The 24,837-nt window shown below is 50.7% G+C and carries 24 protein-coding genes; 14 read left to right on the top strand and 10 right to left on the bottom strand.

Going from position 1 to position 24,837, the window contains the following annotated elements; all coding sequences use genetic code 11:
* Positions 1-21: 21 nt before the first annotated feature.
* Genes BLP80_RS10165 through BLP80_RS10140 form a run of 6 tightly spaced genes read right to left on the bottom strand, consistent with a single transcriptional unit; the run spans position 22 to position 6,493 of the window.
* Complete coding sequence (locus BLP80_RS10165; RefSeq protein ID WP_305367315.1) at positions 22-486, bottom strand: type IV pilin protein; 465 nt, start codon at positions 484-486, stop codon at positions 22-24.
* 27 nt (positions 487-513) lie between these two features.
* Positions 514-3,912, bottom strand: a complete 3,399-nt coding sequence (locus BLP80_RS10160; protein ID WP_256325041.1) for a pilus assembly protein — start codon at positions 3,910-3,912, stop codon at positions 514-516.
* A gap of 12 nt (positions 3,913-3,924) precedes the next feature.
* Entirely contained in the window at positions 3,925-4,470 is a 546-nt protein-coding gene (locus BLP80_RS10155; RefSeq protein ID WP_090542894.1) for a pilus assembly PilX family protein, read from the bottom strand.
* A gap of 25 nt (positions 4,471-4,495) precedes the next feature.
* Positions 4,496-5,527 (bottom strand): PilW family protein, encoded by a 1,032-nt coding sequence (locus BLP80_RS10150; RefSeq protein ID WP_256325040.1) that lies wholly within the window; start codon positions 5,525-5,527, stop codon positions 4,496-4,498.
* Between the two features lie 10 nt (positions 5,528-5,537).
* The gene (gene pilV, locus BLP80_RS10145) at positions 5,538-5,954 is read right to left on the bottom strand and encodes a type IV pilus modification protein PilV (protein WP_256325039.1); all 417 of its coding nucleotides are present in this window, start codon (positions 5,952-5,954) and stop codon (positions 5,538-5,540) included.
* A 17-nt stretch (positions 5,955-5,971) separates the two neighbouring features.
* Positions 5,972-6,493 carry a GspH/FimT family pseudopilin gene (locus BLP80_RS10140; protein ID WP_090542888.1) on the bottom strand — a complete coding sequence of 174 codons (522 nt, stop codon included), beginning with the start codon at positions 6,491-6,493 and terminating at the stop codon, positions 5,972-5,974.
* Between the two features lie 279 nt (positions 6,494-6,772).
* Here BLP80_RS10140 and thiO point away from each other — a divergent pair, with 279 nt between their 5' ends.
* Positions 6,773-7,885, top strand: coding sequence for a glycine oxidase ThiO (gene thiO, locus BLP80_RS10135; RefSeq protein WP_176754334.1), 1,113 nt, complete (start codon positions 6,773-6,775; stop codon positions 7,883-7,885).
* On the opposite strand, the gene ispH is transcribed toward thiO, so the two are convergent.
* Both ispH and BLP80_RS10125 read right to left on the bottom strand, forming a co-directional pair.
* Entirely contained in the window at positions 7,882-8,865 is a 984-nt protein-coding gene (gene ispH / locus BLP80_RS10130) for a 4-hydroxy-3-methylbut-2-enyl diphosphate reductase (RefSeq protein ID WP_090542886.1), read from the bottom strand. The two genes, thiO and ispH, sit on opposite strands and share 4 nt — an antisense overlap.
* Before the next feature lie 293 nt (positions 8,866-9,158).
* Positions 9,159-10,280 (bottom strand): hypothetical protein, encoded by a 1,122-nt coding sequence (locus tag BLP80_RS10125; protein ID WP_090542885.1) that lies wholly within the window; start codon positions 10,278-10,280, stop codon positions 9,159-9,161.
* A 214-nt stretch (positions 10,281-10,494) separates the two neighbouring features.
* Here BLP80_RS10125 and BLP80_RS10120 point away from each other — a divergent pair, with 214 nt between their 5' ends.
* From BLP80_RS10120 to BLP80_RS10090, 7 genes are all read left to right on the top strand, one after another.
* On the top strand, positions 10,495-10,911 hold the full coding sequence (locus BLP80_RS10120) for an archease (protein ID WP_256203640.1): 417 nt from the start codon (positions 10,495-10,497) through the stop codon (positions 10,909-10,911).
* A 17-nt stretch (positions 10,912-10,928) separates the two neighbouring features.
* Positions 10,929-12,356: an RtcB family protein gene (locus BLP80_RS10115; RefSeq protein WP_090542883.1), complete on the top strand. Its 1,428-nt coding sequence runs from the start codon at positions 10,929-10,931 to the stop codon at positions 12,354-12,356.
* A gap of 17 nt (positions 12,357-12,373) precedes the next feature.
* Positions 12,374-12,814 (top strand): universal stress protein, encoded by a 441-nt coding sequence (locus tag BLP80_RS10110; protein WP_090542882.1) that lies wholly within the window; start codon positions 12,374-12,376, stop codon positions 12,812-12,814.
* Between the two features lie 66 nt (positions 12,815-12,880).
* Positions 12,881-13,465, top strand: a complete 585-nt coding sequence (locus BLP80_RS10105; RefSeq protein ID WP_090542880.1) for an isochorismatase family protein — start codon at positions 12,881-12,883, stop codon at positions 13,463-13,465.
* Complete coding sequence (locus BLP80_RS10100; RefSeq protein WP_090542878.1) at positions 13,462-14,805, top strand: nicotinate phosphoribosyltransferase; 1,344 nt, start codon at positions 13,462-13,464, stop codon at positions 14,803-14,805. Before BLP80_RS10105 ends, BLP80_RS10100 begins: the two co-directional genes overlap by 4 nt.
* Before the next feature lie 405 nt (positions 14,806-15,210).
* Entirely contained in the window at positions 15,211-16,923 is a 1,713-nt protein-coding gene (locus tag BLP80_RS10095; RefSeq protein WP_090542876.1) for a multicopper oxidase family protein, read from the top strand.
* A 168-nt stretch (positions 16,924-17,091) separates the two neighbouring features.
* Positions 17,092-18,909 carry an adenosylcobalamin-dependent ribonucleoside-diphosphate reductase gene (locus BLP80_RS10090; protein ID WP_090542874.1) on the top strand — a complete coding sequence of 606 codons (1,818 nt, stop codon included), beginning with the start codon at positions 17,092-17,094 and terminating at the stop codon, positions 18,907-18,909.
* Between the two features lie 143 nt (positions 18,910-19,052).
* Here the strand turns inward: BLP80_RS10090 and BLP80_RS10085 are convergent, their stop codons facing one another.
* Complete coding sequence (locus tag BLP80_RS10085; protein WP_256325038.1) at positions 19,053-19,316, bottom strand: LysR substrate-binding domain-containing protein; 264 nt, start codon at positions 19,314-19,316, stop codon at positions 19,053-19,055.
* 171 nt (positions 19,317-19,487) lie between these two features.
* On the opposite strand from BLP80_RS10085, the gene BLP80_RS15670 reads away from it, so the two are divergent.
* From BLP80_RS15670 to ycaC, 6 genes are all read left to right on the top strand, one after another.
* Complete coding sequence (locus BLP80_RS15670) at positions 19,488-19,628, top strand: hypothetical protein (RefSeq protein ID WP_176754333.1); 141 nt, start codon at positions 19,488-19,490, stop codon at positions 19,626-19,628.
* 11 nt (positions 19,629-19,639) lie between these two features.
* Positions 19,640-20,548 (top strand): phosphogluconate dehydrogenase (NAD(+)-dependent, decarboxylating), encoded by a 909-nt coding sequence (gene gnd / locus BLP80_RS10075; protein ID WP_090542868.1) that lies wholly within the window; start codon positions 19,640-19,642, stop codon positions 20,546-20,548.
* Between the two features lies 1 nt (position 20,549).
* Complete coding sequence (gene zwf / locus BLP80_RS10070; protein WP_090542866.1) at positions 20,550-22,040, top strand: glucose-6-phosphate dehydrogenase; 1,491 nt, start codon at positions 20,550-20,552, stop codon at positions 22,038-22,040.
* A 666-nt stretch (positions 22,041-22,706) separates the two neighbouring features.
* Complete coding sequence (locus tag BLP80_RS10065) at positions 22,707-23,573, top strand: pirin family protein (protein ID WP_090542915.1); 867 nt, start codon at positions 22,707-22,709, stop codon at positions 23,571-23,573.
* Positions 23,574-23,644: 71 nt separating this feature from the next.
* The gene (locus BLP80_RS15930; protein WP_218120424.1) at positions 23,645-23,884 is read left to right on the top strand and encodes a hypothetical protein; all 240 of its coding nucleotides are present in this window, start codon (positions 23,645-23,647) and stop codon (positions 23,882-23,884) included.
* Between the two features lie 4 nt (positions 23,885-23,888).
* A complete protein-coding gene (gene ycaC / locus BLP80_RS10055) occupies positions 23,889-24,515 on the top strand; it encodes an isochorismate family cysteine hydrolase YcaC (RefSeq protein WP_090542863.1) in 627 nt (208 codons plus the stop codon).
* Between the two features lie 154 nt (positions 24,516-24,669).
* On the opposite strand, the gene BLP80_RS10050 is transcribed toward ycaC, so the two are convergent.
* Positions 24,670-24,837 (bottom strand): transposase (locus BLP80_RS10050; protein ID WP_143002210.1); only part of this gene is annotated, 168 nt, incomplete at its 5' end.

The raw sequence follows: 24,837 nt of genomic DNA, 5'->3' as shown, positions 1-24,837 counted from the left end.
ATCCACGAATTCTGGGTGCGATTAACGCTGCCAGCAATCTGCTGCCGTTAACGATGGGCTACCGCTGACGCCTTTGATGCCAGTATGCGTTAACGTCAGAGTGGCGCACGCATCACTGGTCATCGTGCCCGTCGGAACAGCCTCCAATGTGTAGGTGTTTTGTGTCGGCGTGCCTGTTGCAAACTGAATGGTATATTTTGCAGTGCCTGTCTTGGGAGACTGGGTGACAGGCAGCGTAAAATTGGTGGCATCGCTTTTCAGATCATACCGGTTCGCTTCGGTAAAATTACGTTCCAGTAACTGCGCCATCTCCAGCAGAATGCCTTTAGCTTCGGCACGATTAGTCCGGCGTACATGCTCTTGATAGGCAGGCAGCGCCACTGCCGCCAGAATGCCAACTATGGCGACTGCGATCATTAATTCAATCAGGGTAAAGCCTGACAATCTATTTTTTGGCGGGATCATCGGATTAATCATGTGTTTCATTATTTTTTCCTCCAAGCTTATATCCGCCTATTGTATTTGTTTCCAGGAGTGGCGTGGGTTAAGTGGATTACCTTTGACTGTAATGGTTTCGATTAAACCAGTGGTTGAGCCGGCAATCAAGTGGATGAGGTTGCCTGCACTGATCGCGACGGATTCGCTGCGTACACCATCGGAGCCCATGGCTGCGATCAGCCGATCCTGATTATTGAGCGCGCCATTATCGTCAGTATCAAATTGAGGAGCAGTCAGCATTCCGCCTGTTTCTGCATTCAATAGCATGAACCAATTATGGCCTCCCGAAGCACAGGGGTCACTGGAAGAAATGAGCGTGGTAAAGATAACCCGTCCGAAACTGAGTTGTGGCATGATGACCGAGCGTTCTCCTTGAGCACCTGGGCCAGGTGGCTGCAGCAGATCGAGGTACCACCCTTGCTTGGTCGTCCAGCTTACTAAATTGCTTGATACGGTACGTTCAAAAGGAGGCCGCACGGTTTCAGTCAGAATGGTCTGCTGTTGCAGCGTACTCCGATCTGTGGCGGATATGCGACTCTCGTTGTTGTCCCAGATGCCATACAAGGTTTGTATGTCGGCATTGGCATTGTCTCCCGAGGCAATGAACCGTCCGGTGCCAAAATAAACGAGATGGCCACCGCTGGGATGAAGCCCGATTTCCAAGGGAGAAGTAATGGGTTGCACCTGATTGCTGGCATTTCTGGCGGTAAATAGCGGAGACTTTGTATTGCCAGGTTTATAAGAAGCAACATCCCAATTCCCTGAGTTAGTGTGCAATAGATCGAATTTCCAGACATTGCCTTGCAAATCTCCGGCATAAACAATATCGATGATTCTGTCACTATTGGTGTCGACTAACGCCGGACTGGAAAGGCCATTGCTGGTGCTGTCATTGGTTGCGATTTTCTTAATCAGCACGCCCGTCTGCAAATCAATGATGTAAAGATAAGCGCGATCATTGGTGCTGTTGTAACCGTTGCTGATAATGGCCGCCCAGACACCGTTATTCAATAACGCGATTTTTGCCTGTCCCTGGGTAAATCCCAAATCAGAATCAGAAAACTCCCACAGCACGTTAGAATCAGAAAAATTAACTGGATTGGTGATATCTAACGCGAAGACACTTTTTCCGCCAGTACCTAACGAACCCAGCAATAGGGTTCTCCAGCTGGGTGTCGCACCAATATAGGCATCGCCGGCGTAGGTGTTGCCATCAACAAAATAGCGATGCGTGTAATCGGGTGAAGTCAGCCAGCTCAGTTTGGGATAGACTGCGCTGGGGATATAGCTGAACAGCTCAACTCCCGTTTCGGCATTAAAGGCATGGAGCATGCCATCGTTGGCGCCAGTATAGATAACCGGCGTTCTGCTGGCATTGGCTTGAACATAGGCAGCATAGGCAGCTTGCCCTGCTGTCCCGCTGGGTAATGCGTCGTAACCAAAATTGAGGACTTTGACGAATAATAGATCGGAATTGACAATATCACCAAGCAGGCCATTGTTCCGATTACGGAAGCTCCCGCCTTGTGCCACCTCAGTGGTTTTATCCCCGCGCAGCCAGGAAATTCGACTCATGCCCAGGCCGTCCTTAGCCCCGCTGATGTTGGTGTTGAGTGCATTTTGTTGTGAACTGGATAGCGATGAAAAATTAGCAGAGGTAAACGCGAGCCCGCGCGTTCCATCATGGGTAAATATGGTACGGCTGGCATGCGCTGGCAGCACAGACGAAGCTTCCCATAGGGTTGTCCCTAGCGAGCCATTTGAACCCAATTCGTATGCAAACAGCTGTCCACTCCAGTCACTGCTGTTAAACTTGGCCTGATAAATATGGGTGCCATTGTTGAGCCGACTGGTATTCGTAGTGACGGCGGCGGCTGAACTTACTCTCGATGAGATATTGCTGAGAGCCTTGCTCAAATTGCTGGCAAATGCGGCAGGATCTTGTGCGCTGAAGAAGCCGCCCCGGCTATTTACCGCGGCATGCCATAAATCATCAATTTTGGCCGCATTACTGGCTATCGGATCAGGCCAGGTTTCTGATCCGGTAGGTAACGAGGATAACGCGCCCTGCACCCCCAGGCCGACAGTAAAATGGACCAGATGTTGCCAGAAGGCAGGATCAGCAACATTAGTCGGTACTTTATTATCCAGATCGGGACGTAAATCGTTTTTCCAGTAATGCATGGCAATATCGGCCAGCGTGTCGCTGGAGCTGTCGGAGTAGGGAAGCTTCGGCGTATAGGTATAAGTAGCAGGCGTGGCATTGGGAAAATGATTCGTAAGGGTGTTTCCTGCTGTATTATCTGAATTCCCCACTGCTGAGAAGGAATCATCCCAGTAACCATCGGTCACCAGAATGTGGTAATTTTGTCGGCATACATATTGCGTGCCGCCATTCGAGCCAGGCGTTTCGCCCCAGGGGCCTTGATCATCGGTACGCATAAAATAGCGACCTACACGGTTTGTTGCGTTGCGGAGAGGCGCTTCTGCCGTTGAAAGGGGATACCCATAAAGATTGTTGAAGAAGGCTGTCCTATTGGTGCCGGTAAATTGCCTTACCCCACGGATAATGGTGCCTGTTGAGACATTATCGATGCTCGTTTCTTCCTTATGGATTGCACCAAATCCTAACCGCATGCCACCGCCTTGAGCAGACAGCACTTTGCCTACTCCCGCACGCGACAACAAGGTACGGGAACGGTAATAGGTATACCAGTTGGCAAAATTCTGTATTTCCTCATTATAAGTACAAATGGGCGCAGCCGCACAGTCTGTGCGATTTATTCCACCCTGATAGGAGTTTAAGGTAGTTGATTTAATTTCAATCCTGGAATAGCTGTGTGCCGAGAGAATTTCCCCGCCGTTGTAATTGAAATAAACCGCAGGATAGAATGTTCTTGATTCCTCATTAGATAAACTGCCGTCACTATTCAGCCAGAAAGCGGTTTGTGTCGTACTGACGGTGAGATCCCGGCAGCCGGCATTCGCCTTCATGGGATTGTGCGGCGCACAGGTGGGTGAGGCATTGCTCATCAAGGAGCCATCGGCATTGCTCCACGGTTGGTATCTTACCGTGGGATCGTAATAAATTTTGTTGATCTGACTGGAGCGTAAAGCCGCGGCATAGGGATTATTTGGATCAAAATCAACCACCCGGTTATCGTAATCACCTCCACCATAAACCCCTGCCGTGCGGGGGAACAGATAGTGCGCATTCTGAAAAACCCGTTCTTCCGGCATGATTTCAGACTGCATCGAGCCTGAATCATCCAGAGTAACCATGATATTAGGTTCGACAGCCGTGGTTAGAAATAAGGGGACATCTGAGAGAGTAAGGGTGGCTTGCGCACGCGAGGGAACAAAGGTGATCAGGACAGTGGTGATACAGGCCCCAATAATACTCAGATGCTTCAATTTAGTTTTCCTTTATCTGCGGTAAGTGCTTTGTAATATCACGATCGCCGATTCAGTTCCCCCCACGCTCCTGGCAGTTACCCGGTACATGTTTGATGTCAACGATGTAGCGGATTGCTGCACACTGCCTCCGGTTCCTAGGGGGATGCTGACGAGCTGTTCGATGATATAGCGGGGTTGACTTGCTACGCCCGCTATCGTTGCATTGATGGACCTGCCTGAAGCAGGCCATCCTGACCAGGTGGTGACCGGATAAGAATCAGGAGGAAGGTTGCAGGGATCGTTAGGATTAGTGGGGTTATAACAATAAAGTCCCCCCGTTCCATCAAATAGGGGTAAGGTAATCTGTTCCAGAAACAGCTCGCCTTCTCTGAGGGCGGCCTCGGCTGCCTGGAAAGCCAGATTCTCGTCACGCAAATTACCCGCCATTTTTTCTTCCAGCATCGTGGTCTGCATGGCTGTTACTCCTAGCAGCGTCATCATCACCAAGAAGATCAGCCCGGTCATGAGAACGACGCCACGTTGCCTCGATCCCGGTTTGATTTCATGAGTGATCATGACGGATATCCTCTGCCAGCGCTGATCAGGCTACCCGGTTGCGTAATGCCACTACGGTAGTAAAAGCCTGGCGTAGTCGCCGATCGGTGGGGGTCGTGGTCGCGCCGTTAAAGGTGTAGGGCTGTGGTTGGCTGGCGATGTTATTCTCTATCGACTGCATTAGTAGGCTAATGCGCACGCTGACAATTTTTCCCCAGTTCTTTACTGGCACCATATCGGCAGTACGATAGACATCCGCTGTCCAGTTATCATCGAGATCCTCGCCGTATTCGATCTGCATGTTCTCTATCCCCCTGACCAGTTCCTCCGCGTCACTCGCTCCAACCTTGCGATAAAGCGCCGGCCATTCACCTGCCATACGAATAAAATAGGAGCGGGTAGAGATCTTGAGGAGCTCGCCATCAGTAAAATCCTTGCCTAAGTCTTTTTTATAATTTCCGGGCGTATTTGTTGTGCCAGTGTTGTGTACGATATTGTCCTGCCCGGATGAGGTATTGATGTTGGTAATTTGGAAAATGGCGGCTGCCTGGCAATTCGTAACCAGTACAATATCGTCATTCTTGAAGCCACTTCTCATCGTCACTTTGAGATCAGCGGAACCGGGGCCATTTGCACCCCCTGGTTGTTGAGTCACTTTGGTGTCACTGCCATCGACGCCACGCACCACGATAATATCTCGTCCCCCTAGCGGGCTGGGAATTGCACCTGAGGGAGGGGCAGGTGTCCAGGCGGTCGCGCTGGTTGCCTCAAAGCCTTCTAGCGATCGACCGAGATTCCATAGAAAATCTGGAGGATAGGGCGCATTCGGATTATTCAAGGTATTCACAACCGGAGTACCATTACCCGCGCAGCCAAAATAGCCGGCCATGCGGATATCCCTGGAAATCACATGGAAGGCATAGCGGGCGTTTTCCTGCATTCTGGCCAGCGCATCATTGACGCGATAGGTTTGATGACTGGAAGTTAAGATAGTGATGACACCGCCCAGCAACAAAAGTCCGATGGTCATGGCGACCATGAGTTCAACCAGAGTAAAGCCATGCTGTTTTGCTGCCATTGCCTTCATGTTATAAGCGAGTGGTTAAAACAAATTGCTGAGCAGCCAAAGCGCCACGGCTGTCATCCCACTGGATGGTCACTGTGACGACATTGTTATCTACATGGATAGCGCCTGTGCCAGCAGGTAACCGCAAGGCCAGTTCACTTAGCCAATCGTCAAGATCTTGCTCGGCAACAGAGCTGCCGGAAGTTGCTGAAGCGCCTAGGGTGATGTTATAACTGCCATTCATCGCTTCCATTCGATTGGCGCGCATGCTGTCGAGAATACTGTAGGTCATCATCGTCGCGGTAGAGCGGAAACTCGCGCTCTGGTTATGGGTGAGTCCGGCAGATTGCAAACCTGCCAATCCAAGTAAACCGATGGAGAGCACAATGACTGCCACCAACACTTCGATCATGGTGACGCCTTTCTGTGATCGTGCCAAGAGGCTCTTCTTGATCGTTAACATGATGAGACCTTTGTCACGTATGGCCGGCCCGTTTTATTGACGGTAATGCTGCGTCCTTGTGCACTGTTGCATAGCGTGAAAGTGTCGTTACCTAACCCGCCGCTTATACTTCCTTGGCTACTGCCATTGGCTAAGTAAGCAATCCAGTCTTTATAGTTATTGCCAGTAGTCATCGTGCTACCTTTTAATCCGGGAGAAACCCGCAATATTTGATCGTTACCATCGACTTTTCCTGCTGTCCCGCTATCACGGTATATTATCCAGCCATCCTGCCAGTTACTTCCGGTTGTGCAGTCTGTGCCACTGCTACTTTTGCATAGGGTTACCCGCATTCCACGTTTCACTGCCTCAGAGCGGCTGTAATGAAGTGCAGTGAGGAACTCATTCGATTGCGTCGACAAGCGTGATTGCACCATCATCGACTGATAGCTAGGCACAGCGATAGTCGCTAGAATGGCGCCTATGCTCAGCGCAATCATGAGTTCTAACGTCGTAAAACCGCTATTGGCAGGCATATTTAATCCTTTATCTTATGGGCGTGTGCCTCTAAAAATCCATTCTGCGGGTGAATCGCTGTGTCGTATGCTTGATCGTTCCTACCTGTTGTCTATGTCTGCTAGGCCTTGTTCGTTCATTGCGCGACCCCTTGCACTTCGTCCCATGAAAGTAAATGTTTAGTGATACTCTTAGCGCTCAACTCTAAATTTGTTTACGGCTAGCGCTTAATCAACTTTAGCCAAAGTTGCCAGGGCTCTTGATGCGCCTTGTTTACACATATAATCAACGATTGCTATATGAATGGAGTGACACAAGATTTCATTGTGATAGGTGCTGGAATAATTGGTCTTGCTGCTGCAGTGCGATTGCTGGAAGAAGGCGCAACTGTCACGATTCTGGAACGTGGCAAAGTGGGGCAAGAATCCTCTTGGGCGGGAGGCGGTATTTTGTCACCGCTATGTCCCTGGGATTATTCGGATGCCGTGACGTGCCTTACTGATTATAGTGCGGCTATGTTTCCAGCATGGGTGGCGGAACTGTATGCATTAACGGGTATTGATGCTCAGTACGAGGTAAGTGGAATGCTTGTGCTGCCGCCTTATCACGCAGAGGCCGCTCAAACATGGCGCATTGCACATGAGGTTGATGTGGAGCAGAATGTATTCACCCGGCTTCTACCATTTAGTGAACAAATCGACCCTCTTCATTTCAAAGTGGAGAGCTTGCTGTTTCTTCCCCGCATCGCACAAGTACGCAACCCCCACTTGCTATGCGCGCTACACAAGCAAGTCTTGCAACTGGGAGGGCGTATTATTGAGTACTGTGAGGTACAAGAAATCATCACCCAGAATAACCGGCTTCACTGGCTTGTCACCTCTTGCGGTAAATGGTGTGCTGATCGCTTTGTCATCACTGCGGGCGCATGGAGCAAACAAGTGTTAGGAAAGCATGCGCTCGGTCTTGACATTAAGCCGATGCGCGGACAAATGTTGTTATACAAGTTTGAAGAACCGCCGCTGGGGTCGATTGTGCTCCAGGGGGATTTATATCTGATTCCTCGGCGCGATGGATATTTGCTCATCGGTAGCACAGTGGAAGACGTTGGCTTTAACAAACAAACGACGCCAGCCGCGCGCGAGCATTTATCTGAACGCGCCCAAAGATTACTACCACAGTTAAAGGCGATGCCGCTAATAAATCAATGGGCAGGTCTCAGACCAGGTTCGCCATCCAATATTCCCACTATCGGCCGCCATCCGCTATTGAATAACCTATTCATTAATAGCGGGCATTTCCGCTATGGCGTAACCATGTCGCCGGGCAGTACTCAAATTTTGCTGAATGAGATTATGGGCAGATCTCAACCCTTTGATACCAGCCCTTATCAAAAAGGATGGGGGGTCTATTAATTTGCTTCGCGAATATATTTATCCAGAGGGATCGCTTCTGCCTTAGGAAGTGGAAATACCACTGACTCAATGACGCCACTTAATTCTTCTATGATGACATCGCTACCCGATTGTTTGGCGCCAATCTGTTTAAGCCTGTCTAGGACCTGTTGCACCAATATTTCTGGCGCCGAGGCCCCAGCAGTGATGCCAATGCGACTTTTTCCAATTAACCAGGCTTCCTGTAATTGTTCAGCACGGTCAACCATATAGGCTTCAACGTTGGCATTACGCGCCACTTCACATAAGCGATTGGAATTTGAGCTATTGGGAGAGCCTACCACAATGACCAAATCACAGTGCTTAACCATCTTTTTGACGGCATCCTGGCGGTTTTGCGTGGCGTAACAGATATCATCCTTTTTGGGGCCGATGATTTTGGGAAAACGCCGTTTTAATGCTTCGATGACACGTGCAGCATCATCGACCGATAAGGTCGTTTGGGTGACATAAGTAAGATTATGCTCGTTTCTAACCTGTAACTCCGCAACATCTTCTTCTGTTTCCACCAAATACATCCCACTATCATTTCCTTCCACCTGACCCATGGTTCCTTCAACTTCAGGATGACCCTCATGGCCAATCATGATGATCTCTTTCCCCTCTTTGCGCATTTTGGCGACTTCGACATGCACTTTAGTGACCAGCGGACAGGTCGCATCGAATATCTTGAGTTTGCGTGCAGCTGCTTCTCGCCGCACTGCATGCGAGACACCATGTGCACTGAAAATCAGAATACTTTCTTGTGGAACTTCTTCCAGATTCTCAACAAATACAGCGCCTTTTCTTTCCAAATCTTCCACGACAAAACGATTGTGTACGACTTCATGTCGCACATAAATAGGTGCGCCATGCATGGTTAATGCGCGTTCAACAATTTCAATGGCACGATCCACACCGGCACAAAAACCTCTCGGGTTTGCAAGCAAAACTTTGATCATTGGTTATTCTCCCTGAAGACAATATCTGGCATTACCGACAATAGGCATTCGTACCTCCCAATTATTCGGCCATACATACTTTAAGGTGATTATAAGATATCTGGTCAGAATATTTCATAAATTGACATGCGCTCTCTCTTGTCCTTTGATTAATAAGAAAGATTTTGTTCAGCCGGATGTATACTCATCTCACTTCAAAATTCGGCAGCTATACCTTCTCCCGCTGGGAGAAGGTCGGAAGAGGGATTATAAAAACCGAATTTTGAAGTGTGATGAGTATATTTACGAAAAGCCTATCCGGCTTTCTGATATCGTTTGACCAGTTCTACTCGTTTCTCATAGGCTTCGCGAGCAATACGAACATCTTCCAGAAAGAGGGGTAATTCTTTAAGTAATAATGCTTGAGGGCCATCAACCAGCGCCTTGCTAGGTACTGGGTGGAAATCAACCAATATCATATTGGCGCCTGCGATAACTCCCTGGGCAGTTGCATGCATGACATCAAGAATTCCATCGGGTGAGCCAGTGCGGATCCCCACTGAGTGGGAGGGGTCAATACAAACCGGCATACGAGTTAGGCGCTTGACTACAGGAACATGCGCAAAATCTACAAAATTACGATGAGGGTCACCCATATTGGTTTTCATCCCGCGCAAGCCAAAAACCACTTTGCGATTTCCTTCAGAGGCCAGATATTCCGCTGCATTAAGCGATTCATCCAAGGTAATGCCAAAACCACGCTTAATCAGTACTGGAAAATCCTGCTGGCGGCCAACGATTTTCAATAACTCGAAATTCTGGGTATTGCGCGTACCAATTTGCAGTATCACACCCGTTGAGTTGCCAGTTTGATAGAGTGCTTCCCGAATCTCCTCAACATGTGATTCGTGAGTGACTTCCATGGCAATCACTTTGATCTCATATTTGCCAGCGAGATCAAATACATAAGGAAGACAGGCCTTGCCATGCCCCTGGAATGAGTAAGGGCTCGTGCGTGGCTTATAGGCGCCCATGCGGGTACAAACCTGGCCATGATCACGCAATGCTTTCATCATTAATTCTACATGCTCTAGCGTGTCGACAGCGCATAACCCAGCAAATACATTCAAGGTATCTTGACCAAACCGTACCCCGTTATAGTCGAAATAGGCCGGGCGGACATCATTTTCGTGTCGTCCGAGAACACGATATTCTTCAGAGATGCGGACTACCCGTTCGACACACGGCAGACTTTGCATATCTTCAAGCAATAATGCCTTGGTATTGCCAATCAAGTAGACTTCCGTCAGTGTCTGCTCAATACCCACTTCAGTATGGGCGCGCACAGTAATGCCTGCAAGATTGGTGAGGTAAGCAAGTAATTGCTTATATTCGGGGCTCTCAGAAAGCATACCCGGTTTGAGAATAAGAATCATAAAAAATGCCTGATATAGTTTCCACGAGAAGAGGTAACAATGATTCGATGCCGATTTTAACTGAAATCAGAATGGGTTGCCATGATCTGTGCAACTATATATCTGGCTCATCTCTCTAATGTTAAGATATTTCTTGCAAGGCATGATATTTAAGTTTATGCCGCTTATTTTTCTGGCTGCATTATTTAGTTAATTGAGTGCATCTTGTCCAAAAATGCAAAAAATGATTCCACTTTATTTCGAGCACGATGCCGATGTCGGCATCATTGGTCGTGGATCAACAATTGAACAAGCATTTGAAGCAGCCGCTCAAGCAGTGTTCGCCATTATGACCGATCTTGATACGGTACAGCCTGATACCTCTGTAGTTTTTGAGTTTGAAGAAGACGATCTCGAACTTGCTTTGGTAACTTGGCTCAATCTGTTGTTGGGAAAAGCGCGTGAGTTAGGCATGGTTTTTTGCCGCTTTCGTATTCATCGCCAGGGGAATCTGTGGCATGCCGAGGCGCTAGGTGAAAAATGGCATGCGGATTTAGAACGCGGTGTTGAAGTTAAAGGTGCGACTTTGACGATGCTTTCAGTCAAGCAAACCGGCGCAATGTGGGAAGCGCGTTGTGTGGTAGACGTATAAGATAGAGGAGGTACAAGATGGATTTACAGCAATTACATCAAATTCAGCCTTATCTGTGGACGCTTCCCCTTAAACCAGGCGAGAGTCGCAAGGAGATCTTGCTATACGGTAGCGCTCCCTTGCTGGTTAGTATGGACGATAAGGTACTTGAGCAGATTACCAACGTCGCATCGTTGCCTGGTTTGGTAGGCGCTGCCATGACCATGCCGGACGCACATTGGGGCTACGGCTTTCCCATTGGCGGGGTCGCGGCATTTGATGCTGAACAGGGCGGTATCATTTCTGCTGGCGGCGTTGGTTTCGATATTTCCTGTGGAATTCGTTGCTTGCGCAGTAACCTGAATGTGCAGGATGTGGCTCCACAGCTTTCAACATTGGCTGACAGGTTATTCCAGAGCATTCCGGCTGGTGTGGGTGAGGAAGGCGCGCTCAAGCTGGACACGAAGCAGCTCGATCAGGTACTGCTTGGTGGCGCGCGCTGGGCGGTTCAGCAAAGTTATGGCAGAGAAGCAGATTTAGAGTATATCGAAGAACAGGGGTGTGTGGCAGGCGCTGTGCCAGCGAACGTTTCGGAATTGGCCAAGAAACGCCAGCGGGGTGAAATGGGCACTCTTGGGTCGGGCAATCATTATCTCGAAGTTCAAGTAGTGGACCGTATTTTTGACGCTGCTGCTGCGCAGGCTTTTGGATTGCAGGAAGGTCAGATTATCATTTCGATACATTGTGGTTCGCGTGGATTAGGGCATCAAATTGGCACGGATTATCTTGTCATGCTAGCCAAGGCCGCTAGTCGCTGCGGCATTCATTTACCCGATCGCGAACTGGCGTGCGCGCCGATCAAATCTTCAGAAGGGCAGCAATATATCGGTGCAATGAATGCTGGAATCAATTGCGCGCTGGCTAACCGGCAAATCTTGACGCATCTGGCCCGTGAAACATTCAGGGAAGTTTTTCCGGACAGTGAACTCGAAACGCTATTTGATGTTTCGCACAATACCTGCAAGATAGAAAAACATGAGGTTGATGGTCAGTCTCGATTGCTGCATGTGCACCGTAAAGGTGCAACCCGTGCATTTGGTCCGGAGCACGCCACGTTGCCAAAACGCTATCGCGCGGTAGGTCAACCGGTGATCATCGGGGGGAGCATGGGGACGGGCTCTTACGTGCTGGCGGGGAGTAGTGGTAATGCCGCATTTGCTTCATCCAGTCATGGGGCGGGTCGTGCCTTGAGCCGGCACCAGGCATCATCACGCTGGCAGGGGAAGCAGCTGATTAGCGAGCTTGCCCAGCAAGGCATCTTAATCCGTTCGCGCTCCATGCGTGGAGTCGCCGAGGAAGCGCCCGGCGCCTATAAGGATGTTGACTTGGTCGCAGAAGCGACAGAGCAGGCAGGGCTTGCCCGCAGGGTTGCCTTTCTTCGGCCCAAGGTATGTGTGAAAGGTTAATTTTCAGAGGAGGCATCATGTATCAAAAAATTCTGGTTCCGGTTGACGGTAGCCCCACTTCAGAATGTGCACTACAGGAAGCGATCAGGCTGGCGCAGCAGCATCATACTCAACTGGAGCTCGTACATGTATTTGAGGATGTTCTTTACTGGGTAGATGAAAGCTATATCAATTATACCGAACTGCAAGAAACCATCAGGGCAAGCAGTGAAAAAATACTGGCTCAGGCACAAGCGTTGGTACAGCAAGCGGGATTGGCAGCTGAAACAAAGTTACTTGAGGCAAAAAGTCAGCGGATTGCCAATATTATTGTGGCAGAAGCCGAGCGCTGGCAGGCCGAGCTGATTGTTATCGGCACCCATGGCCGGACGGGTTTCAGTCGCCTCGTATTGGGAAGTGTCGCTGAAGGGGTAGTGCGGGCGGCATCTATGCCCGTTTTATTGATTCGCGGTGGCTAACGCTCGGTGTCGGGTAGGCCGATATATCAAAATGTAGCATATTGACAGTTAAATAATTCATTCGATATGAAAGTGACTCTAGCTAGCGGCGACGCGCTCGTGATCGTCGATATGCAGAATGATTTTCTGCCTGGTGGCAGCCTGGCTGTGCCGATGGGGGATACGATCATCCCTGTGATCAATCGCTACCTGAGGCTTTTTCATGATCACGGACTACCAGTTTTTGCAACCCGCGACTGGCATCCATCCGATCACTGTTCTTTCCAGCAGCAAGGCGGCCAGTGGCCCGCGCACTGCATCGCCACTACCTCAGGGGCAGCATTTCACCCAGACATCGAATTTCCTATTAATACCCAGGTTATTTCCAAAGCGACAACGCGAGAGAAAGATGCCTACTCTGGCTTTACTGACACGCAGTTCAATGCCTTACTGCAGACATCGGGTATTCGCCGCTTGTTTGTCGGAGGCATTGCGACTGAATACTGCGTGCTCAATACTGTCAAGGACGCGCTGCAAGCACATTACGCGACTTATGTTCTCGAGGATGCGATCCGTGCCATCAATCTGAAGCCTGATGACAATTTGCATGCACTGCGGGAAATGAAGCGCCTGGGTGCAACGCTGATCCCATTTGGGGCAATCGCTGCGTGAATCCGCTTTCCAGTCCGCTCCTCGCTGATCTTTATCAGTTCACCATGCTGCAAAGCTATCTTGAGCAAGGCATGCAAGAAACGGCTGTATTTGAGCTATTTATCCGCAAACTGCCGCCTGGACGGAATTTCATGGTGGCGGCCGGCTTAGAACAGGCGCTGGATTTTCTTGAAAACCTGAGATTCTCACCTGAGGAACTCGGCTGGCTGGCCACACGCTTTCGCCCGTCGGTCATCGATTATCTTGAGCAGTTTCGCTTCAGCGGAGATGTTCACGCTATGCCAGAAGGGACCTTGTTTTTTCCCAACGAGCCTATCCTGCGAATTACCGCCCCGCTGCCGCAAGCGCAATTGGTCGAGTCGCGCCTCATCAATCTCCTTCATTTCGAAACGCTCATCGCATCCAAGGCTGCCCGCTCGGTACTGGTCGCGCCCGATAAGGTATTGGTAGACTTTGGTATGCGTCGTGCGCATGGTGCCGAAGCAGGATTGCTGGCAGCGCGGGCAAGCTATCTGGCGGGGTTTTCTGGCACAGCGACTGTGCTGGCAGGCGCGCTTTACGACATTCCCTTGTTTGGGACCATGGCGCATTCCTACATTCAGGCCCATGCAGATGAGACGACGGCCTTTGAACACTTTGCCCGCTCCAATCCGGATAATGTCGTTTTGCTGATTGACACCTATGATACTGAGGCAGCAGCCGGTAAAGTAGTTACGCTTGCGCCGAAACTTCATGCAGCGCATATTGACATTAAGGGTGTCCGCCTGGATAGCGGCGATCTGGCGGCGCATGCCCGCAACGTGCGCCAGATACTCGATCAGGGCGGTCTGCAGAGCACAACCATTTTTGCCAGTGGCAACCTGGATGAGTACCGGCTGCAGACTTTGTTGTCAGTCAAGGCGCCAATAGACGGTTTTGGCATTGGTACTGCACTCGATATTTCCAGCGATGCGCCTGCGTTCGACTGTGCCTACAAGCTGCAGGAATACGCAGGTAAGCCGCGCCGTAAACGCTCAGAAGGCAAAGCTACCTGGCCGGGAAGGAAGCAGGTCTATCGCTATTACACGCCTCAGGGGGAGATCAGTCATGACATTGTGGCGCTGGAGGAGAATGATTCCTATGAAGGTCAGCCGCTTCTTGTGCCGGTCATGCAGGCAGGGCAGCGCATTCATGCGAAAATACCTTTATACGAGTTACGTCAGCAGACACTGGCAAGCTACACGCGCCTGCCGAAAGCCATGACTGCTCTTGATACCGCTCCCACTTACCCGGTCACGATTTCTACCGCCTTGCAGGATTTGGCGAAACAGCTCGATGCCGAAATGATGGCTCATCTGTAGCGAAATTAGTTGTAGTGGTTGCATGGCAACCGTGCATAAAGTTTCCGTAAACACCTAAACACCCACTGTACTCAGGAAAAGAAGCAACAAAGTTGTGCTATTCGTCCGATCTGTCGATTGGATAATTAGCAGATAATTAACCCGAATATTTCATAAATTGGCACGTGCCAATTTATGAAATATTCGGGTTAACGTTTTGAAAATTACTTTTGCAGGGACGCCTCATTACCTGCTGATTGGGTGAACATCAATCCTTGCTGAATCATGGCAATCCCGAGTAGTGATCAATAGAAACTGAGTTACCAGCTACCATAAACATCAAGTAGAAGGTTTTGCTTAGGAGCATTCGATGCCGCAAAGGGTTGAAGGAGCCAGGCAAGGCTGCACTGACAATAGGAGAATTTTATGCAACGCATCTTCATCCCTCTTGGGCTTATCGTGCTTGGTTTGTCTGTTTGCGCAAGCACGGCTTTGGCCGAACCCAAGCCCGTCATTCCGGCTTGCACTTACCAAGACATTGATGTTAAAAAATACGGCTACGCGCCGTTCCAGAATCCTCCTGACATCCATTCCAAAGGCGGCGTGCTGGATACCCGCCTCAACGCCCAGTATACCGATCCCGCTACCATATCCATCGCCGGTTGCCCAGTCACCCTGCGTACCTACAATGGTCAGTTGGTCGGTCCCACTTTACGTGTCCGGCAAGGGGATGTCATCAATTTGCTGCTCGACAATCAACTGCCCAAAGAGACGGCAGATGAGATTCGGGCGCAGTTTGAGCAGGAGAACGGAAATGCCTATCTTGATACCATACCTGCTTCATTCAATACCACCAACATGCACTATCATGGTCTCCATGTCTCACCCACGGGCAATAGTGATAATGTCCTGCTGGACATCGCACCGCAAAGCCAATTTCAAAATGAGGTGAAATTGCCGGCCAACCATCCGATAGGCTCTTACTGGTATCATGCCCATGCCCACGGTTCCACATCTATTCAGGTGGGTAGCGGTATGGCGGGGGCTATCGTCATAGAAGATGACCCAAAGACCACACCAAAATCACTGCTTGCCGCTAATGCCAATGAGAAAATATTTGTGCTACAAACTATTCTTTATGATCAGAAAGGAGAGCTTAACAACATAACCAGCCTTTTTCCTGGCCCGTCCAGACCCACACCCAAGAATTGTAACCAAGATGGTGATAAAGATACTTGGCCGTGTTCACATCGCCGCATCACCATTAATGGGCAGATTGTTCCTGTCATCACCATGAAACGAGGTGAGGTGCAGCGCTGGCGTTTGATTGACACCGCTTTCCGTGAGTCTATTGCTTTCGTGGTAGAGGGTCATGATCTGCATGAAATTGCCTTGGACGGCAATTATTTGGGTCGCGTTGATACCTGGAAGGCGGGAACGCCGATTGATCTTCAACCGGGCTACCGTAGCGATATCCTGGTCAAAGCGAGCATGAAAGCCGGTGATTATCGGATCATCGATAAGTCTACCGTGTCGGCTAAATCCTTGCGGCAGGCAGACGAGCCTGAGAATCTGCTGGCAATCCTGCGGGTTTCCAATGAGACCGAGGACATGGCTTTGCCGACCAGCGCAGAAATGGCTCCGCTGGCACCATTCGGCGACACTGATCTGAGAAAGACAGCCTTGGGTGTGCAGGAGGTTATCTTCAAGCTCGGTCAAGACATGAAGGGTCAAAAAAACTATTTCCAAGTCAACTACCGCGCTTTTAGCTCCAGCCATGTGCGTCAATTGCCGCTGAACGCCACCGACATGTGGGCGCTGACGACAGTGGGTGATCCTACCGGCGTACCGGAAGGTATTGGTCAGCCACCTTCCTTGCCGCCACCCCATGTATTTCATATCCATGTCAATCCATTCCAGTGGGTGCGGAAAGGGCCAGACGGCACCGACGAGTTGGTATGGAAGGATACGCTGTTGGTGCAGGGACCGGCCGTCACCAACATTTATACACAGTACCGGGACTATATCGGCAAGTTCGTGATGCACTGCCATATCCTGGACCATGAGGATTTAGGCATGATGGAGGTCGAGGAAGTCGTCAACGCAGTGGGTGGCGTTGCGAATCCGCATTCCCACTAAGCCCGGAAATCAAGAGGGCTTTGATGCAACCTTCTCCCTGCCGGGAGAGGGTTTTCAAAATTGACGTATTACGCTTAGGGAAGGTTTGAATAAATAGGAGAGGCGGGTACTGAGCCACATACACCGTTTTGAGATCTGATCAAGTCAAATCGGTGTTATCCTCAAACCATGGATGATCCCTATTTCACCACGCCAATTGCCCGGCATGTCTGGGAAGCCAAATACCGTTATCGTAAAAATGCTGTGGTTTATGACGCCACGATTGCCGATAGCTGGAGGCGTATCGCATCTACCCTGGCCGCAGGAGAAAGTAGCCGTGAATATTGGCAAGCGCGCTTTTACGACATTCTGCATCGTTTTAAATTCCTGCCAGGGGGGCGCATTCAGGCCGGCGTAGGGACTGCGCATAAGGTCACGCTATTTAACTGCTTTGTCATGGGCACCATACCCGACGCGATGGAAGGTATCTTTAACGCCCTTAAGGAAGGCGCGCTGACGATGCAGCAGGGCGGGGGCGTCGGCTATGATTTTTCCACACTGCGCCCGCGCGGCACGCAAGCCTATAATGTCGGTTCAGTTGCATCCGGTCCGGTTTCTTTCATGCACATCTGGGACAGCATGTGCGCCACCATCCTTTCTACGGGCGCCCGCCGCGGTGCCATGATGGGGACATTGCGTTGCGACCATCCTGATATTGAAGAATTCATCGCAGCCAAACAGGATCGAACCCGGTTACGGCACTTCAATATTTCCGTGCTGGTCAGCGATGGCTTTCTGGCTGCGGTAAGGAAGGATGAAGACTGGCCATTGGTCTTTCCAGTCAGTGAGCATGCAGTGGAGGGTGAGGTTGTGCTGCAGGAATGGCCAGGTTACGAGCATCCCACGCCGTGCAAGCTATACAAGCGTATTCGTGCCCGCGCGCTATGGGAAAAGATCATGTGCGCCACCTATGACTATGCTGAGCCAGGCATACTGTTTATTGACCGGATCAATCAACTCAATAATCTTTATTATTGCGAGAGGATTCATGCGACCAATCCTTGTGGTGAAGTTCCGCTGCCTCCTTATGGCGCCTGTAATCTTGGTTCGATCAATCTGACGCAATTCGTTTGTGAACCTTTTACGGAGCAAGCGCATCTTGATATAGCAGCTATTGGTGCAACCGCAAGCACCGCCGTGCGCTTGCTGGATAATGTGATAGACGCCTCTAATTTTCCCTTACCCAATCAGGCCGCGCAGGCGCGTTGTTCCCGGCGTATCGGTTTGGGAATTACGGGTTTGGCCGATACCCTGATGATGCTGAATATACGTTATGGCAGCAAAGCGTCATTGCAGGCTGCGCAATCAGTCATGCAGGCTATTTGTCATGCGGCTTACCGAACTTCTGTCGAGATTGCCCGGGAGAAAGGATCATTTCCATCCCTCGATCAGGAAAAATATCTTGCCGGCGCTTTTGTACGTACCTTGCCTGAATCTATCCGCCACAGCATTGCGCAACATGGCATACGTAACAGTCACCTGACGGCGATTGCGCCGACTGGCACGATCAGCTTGCTTGCCAATAATATTTCAAGCAGTCTGGAGCCCGTTTTTGATAGTGAGTATACCCGGCGCGTATTGGGGCTGGACGGAGGTTACTCGGAATATCAAGTAGTCGATTATGCGGTTGCTTGCTGGCGCAAGATGCGTGGCCATGAGTCTCTACCTCCCTCATTTATCAATGCGCACCAGCTTCCACCCACCGATCACCTGCAAATGCAGGCAGCCATACAGCCTTATGTTGACCAGGCCATTTCCAAAACCATTAACGTGCCAACGGATTATGACTTCGGAGCATTTCGTAACCTCTATCAGCATGCTTATGACCTCGGTTTGAAAGGATGCACGACCTTTCGTCCTAATCCGGTAACAGGTACCATTCTAAGCCAAATAGAAGAAGAGCAAACAGCGTTGCACTGTTGTAATGTGGAACGTGAGGCGGATTAAGCTAGTAGACCGTTCCAGCATAACGGTTACAGAAAACGCCGTTCGGCCTGAGCCTGTCGAGGGCTGATGTCAGTTGCTTGGAGGTTCGGCAAGCTCACCGAGAATGGTAAAGGTTTTACCGGAACGATTCACTGATTTGCTGGCTAATCCTCATCCAATGTTTCAAAGCGATCGGTCAGATAATCGATCAAAGCCCGAACGGAAGGCAACAAACTGCGCCGTGAGGGAAAGACGACATGAATGATTTCGCGTCGTGGCGCCCATTCTGGCAGTAAACGTATGAGCTTGCCTTGAGCGAGCTCCTCTCGAACCATCATGGCAGGGAGTTGCGCGATACCGATTCCAGCAAGCGCTGCGTTGCGTAACGTGATCATGTTACTGGTCACCAGACGCGGTAGATGAGGCACTGCGGCCTGTTGTCGATGATCTGCTTTAGTCGTTGCCCTTGCTGGTTGCTATGCAGGGGAGGCATGAAAGGAGAACGATGGTTGGGATAAGTGACTCAATTCTGTGACACACCGAAAGGTAACGAATTTTTTGAAGTTTTGTGCCATCATGATTGGACGCAATCTTATTTTATGATCATTTGTCAGTCTTTTTGGGCGCGTATTGGTGTCTGGGCATGGCAATTTCGCAAAAAAAAAGTAGATGTGCTTGCTATGTGCGAGGGTCGCATGCGAGCTGCCTACCGGGTTGGCGGCTTGATCAAATCCTACTAGAGGAGGGAAGCATGGAATTCGGCATCGTGGGTTTGGGACGGATGGGTGGCAACATGGCGCGCCGTCTTGCCCGGCAAGGCATAAAAATCGCAGTAATGAACCGCACCTTCGACGTGACCGAAGCATTGGTCAAGGAAACCGGACATACGGCCTGTGTGGACTATCCGAGTCTGGTTGCTGCGCTCGAAGCACCGCGCATCGTATGGTTGATGCTGCCAGCCGGTGAAGCGACCGAAACGGCGTTATCCACGGTGCTGCCCTTGTTGTCGCCCGGTGATTTGATCGTGGATGGCGCGAATGCGCACTACAAGGATGATATGCCGCACGCTGCACACTGTGCGCAATTTGGCGTCGAATTCGTCGATGCCGGGGTGTCGGGCGGGGTATGGGGACTGGAAAACGGTTATTGCATCATGTTTGGCGGATCGGACGCTGCGGCGGCACGCTTACAGCCGTACCTGCAGGCGCTTGCACCCACACCGACGAGCGGCTGGCTGCATACCGGTCCGGTCGGTTCGGGGCATTATGTGAAGATGGTTCACAATGGCATCGAGTACGGCATGATGCAGGCCTTTGCCGAGGGTTTTGCATTGATGCAGGATAAATCCGGTTTTAATCTTGATCTCGCGGCGATCTCCGAGCTATGGCGACACGGCAGCGTGGTGCGCTCGTGGCTGCTTGATCTGTCCGCTGAGTTCCTGGCGGAGGATCAGACGCTCGCTGCGATTCAGCCATTTGTGACTGACTCGGGTGAAGGCCGCTGGACGGCGCTTGCTGCGGTCGAACAGGGTATTCCGGCACCAGTCATGACGCTCGCGCTGGCGATGCGTTTCGCCACGCAAGGTAAGAACGACTATGCCGCGAAACTGTTGGCCAAAATGCGGCAGGGTTTCGGCGGTCATGCGGTCAAGGAGCATTGAGATGAATAACTCGAGGGAGCGCCAGCCCGGGGATTTGCCGTGTTCATTTGTGATTTTCGGCGCAACCGGCAATCTCGCCTCGAATAAGCTGCTGCCCGCGCTGTTTCATCTGGAGGTGGCCGCGCGGTTGGCGGAAAACCTCTCCATTGTTGCTTTCTCGCGCCGCGGCTGGACGCTCGAAAGCTGGCGTGAGCACATACGCAACATGCTGGATAATAAAGTTAAGCCCAAGCTGGAAGGTGCGGTGTTCGAACGCTTCCTGGCCCGCTTCCGCTACCAGCAGGGCGATCTCAATGAGGTGGAATCATACCGCGCGCTAGCAGCCAACCTACCGCCCGAATCAGCGTGCTCGCGTACGGTGTTCTACCTGGCAATTAAACCATCGGAGTTTGTCGCGGTGATCCAGAACCTCGAAGCGGTCGGGCTCAATAAGCCGCGTGGCATGAACCGGGTGGTAATCGAAAAACCGTTCGGTGAAGACCTCGAATCCGCGCAGGTGTTGAATCGTCTGTTGCACCAGTATTTCGATGAGGAGCAGGTCTACCGCATCGACCATTTCCTCGGCAAGGAAACAGTGCAGAACCTGCTCGTGTTCCGCTTCGCCAACACACTGATCGAGCCGTTGTGGAACCGCAATTTCATCGACCATGTGCAGATCACGGTGGCTGAGTCGATCGGCATCGAAAAGCGCGCCGATTACTACGATCGTGCCGGTGCGCTGCGCGACATGCTGCAGAACCACCTCATGCAGCTGATGACCGTGGTGGCGATGGAGCCCCCGCCCGCACTCGAGGCTGATGCGTTGCGCGACGAAAAGGTCAAAGTATTGCGCTCGATCCGCCCCATTGCCAAGCGCGCCGTCCATGCTCACGCAGTGCGCGCACAATATGCGCGTGGCAACATCGACGGGCAGGCAGTGGTGGGTTACCAGCAGGAGGAGAATGTCGAGGATAATTCTCTCACTGAGACTTTTGTTGCCGTCAAGTTTTACATCGACAACTGGCGCTGGCAGGGTATGCCGTTCTATCTGCGCACAGGCAAAAGACTGGCGAAACAGACTTCGATGATCGCGATCCGCTTCAAGCATCCGCCGCGGCTGCTTTTTCGCGAGACACCGCTGGAATCCATCGCGCCGAACTGGGTGCTGCTGTCGATCCAGCCCGAGAAATCGATGCGCATGGAAATTCACGTTAAGCAGCCGGGGCTCGATATGGACACGCGGGTGATGCAGATGAACGCGAGTTTCCTTAAAACTGACGAGCAGGCGCTTGATGCTTATGAAACCCTATTGCTCGACGTGATCGAGGGCGACCGCTCACTGTTCATTCGCTTTGACGAGGTGGAATGGGCGTGGCGGGTTGTCGATCCCATTTTGAAGCATTGGCTGGTCGAGCGCGAATTTATTCCTGCCTATGCGGCCGGAAGCTGGGGTCCGGCAGAGGCCAATCGCCTGTTTGACAGCGACGACCAGACTTGGCGCAACGAGCTGTGAGTGCTTGAGATATAGCTTGCGGCATCAGAAACCTGGATATTTTCGAAGCGATTATGGCGATATGCGTTGGTTCTTCGACTATCCCGAAACCGTCAGTGAAAAGAACCTGGAACACATTAACCCGAATATTTCATAAATTTGGGTTAAGTGCTTGAATGGCGGCGTTGCGGTGTCGCATGGCTTTCCAAGGTGAATATTTTGTCGACCGGTTAACGGCAAGCATGTCGCGGAACACGGCCCGACAGCGCCTGCATGATGCAAGGATGCGGCCATGATCACGCTCATGGGCATGACGGCAGCTATCTTACTGGCTGGGCCTTGACGGGCAATAGGAGCAACTCAGCTTTAACAATCCGTGGGATATCGGCCCCGCGCTGGCCTCTTTCATTCACGCATCTAAAATCTTTGCCTTGCACCGTGGAGCAAGGTCACCGCGCATGATGCATGCTGTCACGCCCTGTACGGACAATCATCTGAAAGCAATTCCCAAAACCCATCATGATTGATGAAAAAAGCAACGAGCTATCTGATTGGGATCCTGCATTGATCGTTTATCGTTCCTCATATAGAACAATGATGGCTGATTATGCGATCTATTCAGATGACTATTCTGCCTGTACACTGGTTTTTATCCAAATATCGGATAAACACTGTAAGGAGATGACGATGAAAACGATTCTAGGTGTTTATGATGCACCCCCTCTCCATTGGGTGGGCGATGGCTTTCCGGTGCGATCGCTATTTTCTTATCGCAACCATGGAAAATTACTGAGCCCGTTTTTGCTGCTGGATTATGCGGGTCCGGCTGATTTTACGCCAACCGAGCAACCGCGTGGCGTAGGGCAGCATCCACATCGTGGTTTTGAAACAGTTACCATTGTTTACCACGGTGAAGTGGCGCATCGGGATTCAACCGGTCAGGGCGGGGTGATTGGCCCCGGCGACGTGCAATGGATGACTGCAGGCTCCGGCATTCTGCACGAAGAATTTCATTCCGAGCCATTTACACGTTTGGGCGGCCGGCTTGAGATGGTGCAGCTATGGGTCAATCTGCCTGCCAAGGACAAAATGACTGCACCGCATTACCAGGCAATTCTCAAAACAGATATTCCAGTGATCATGCTACCTGATGAAGCAGGTATCGTGCGCGTAATTGCAGGAAATTACCTAGGCCATGCAGGATCTGCGCGTACGTTCACACCCATGAATGTTTGGGACTTGCGCTTGCACCAAGGAAAGTCAGCCGAGTTATCGTTACCACAGGATTGGCGTGCGGCGCTCATCGTTTTGCATGGGGCGGTATCGGTCAATGGGGAATCACAAGTGAAAGCCGCGCAAATGGTGTTGCTCGATCGCATCGGCAAAATGCTATCGCTCGCAGCTCAGGAGAATGTGGTAGCGCTTTTGCTCAGCGGCGAGCCCATCGACGAGCCGGTTGTTGGGCAAGGTCCTTTCGTCATGAATAGTCAGGCTGAAATTGACCAGGCAATCGCGGATTTTAATAGCGGGCATTTCGGGCAATTGTCCCATTAGGCTTTTCCCTGCTAGCCATTTAGTTGGCAGGGTATCAACCTGTACATTCAATTTATAGGAGATAGAGCGATATGAGCGCGCCAGTTAATTTCAATGGAACAATACCTGCTATCGAGCCAAGTGATGCGGTAATGTTGTTGATCGACCATCAAAGTGGCTTGTTTCAGGTGGTTAAAGATATTCCGCTCCTTGAACTGCGCGCCAATGTAGCCGCTTTGGCGTTACCAGAAAGCTCAGCAAGTAGCCAGAGAGGGAGAGTTGATGGATTCTCAGCGTTGATGTTGTCTTTTTTGCATAACATAAAGGAGTAATAAAATGGGCAATTCATACAATCGCCTCGATAAAAATAACGCGTTGGTTGCACTGGTCGATCACCAGGCTGGCTTGCTGTCGCTGGTACGTGATTTCGAGCCGGATAGATTCAAGAATAACGTATTGGCTTTAGCTGATTTAGCCAAGTATTTTAAATTACCGACCATTCTGACCACCAGTTTTGAGGATGGTCCAAATGGCCCGCTGGTACCTGAGCTTAAGCAAATTTTTCCGGATGCGCCCTACATCGCCCGTCCTGGACAAATTAATGCCTGGGACAATGAAGATTTTGTTAAAGCGGTCAAGCAAACGGGTAGAAAGCAATTAATTATCGCCGGTGTCGTTACCGAGGTTTGTGTGGCATTTCCTGTGCTTTCCGCTTTGGAAGAAGGTTTTGAGGTATTTGTTGTGACGGATGCCTCAGGTACTTTCAATGAGGTTACGCGCGAGGCTGCCTGGAGCCGCATGGCAGAAGCAGGCGCACAGTTGATGAGCTGGTTTGCAATAGCCTGTGAACTGCACCGTGACTGGCGAAATGACGTCGAGGGTCTCGGAACGCTGTTTTCCAATCATATTCCCGATTACCGTAATCTTTTCACTGCTTATACTGCAATCAAAGCGAGTAAGTGAATGAATTGAGAATAGCCGGGAGCAGTGGCTGAGCCTGCGCTCAGCCACAAAGGCTGTTTTCTATGAAATAAATTATGAAAGCGTCTCGCGGTCACGATAAGGATTATCGGCGATAGGCTGGCTATGGAACGTTTAGAAGCTGTCTGGCAAAACATTAGACGCATTTTGCAAGTGTTATTTTCATCATGGCGATTCGAATCATATTTTCGGCAGTGCCTGGCAGGATTTCGAAGTCCTTTGATAAACGGCGAAAGTTACCCAGCCAGGAGAACGTGCGTTCGACTACCCACCGCTTCGGTAAAACAGCCCATTTACCTTCGAT

It is taken from the genome of Nitrosomonas sp. Nm132 (assembly GCF_900100485.1).
In the GTDB taxonomy this organism is placed as follows: Bacteria; Pseudomonadota; Gammaproteobacteria; order Burkholderiales; family Nitrosomonadaceae; genus Nitrosomonas.
Note: the sequence above shows the minus strand (reverse complement) of the source record. Positions and strands in the feature narration are given on the sequence as shown.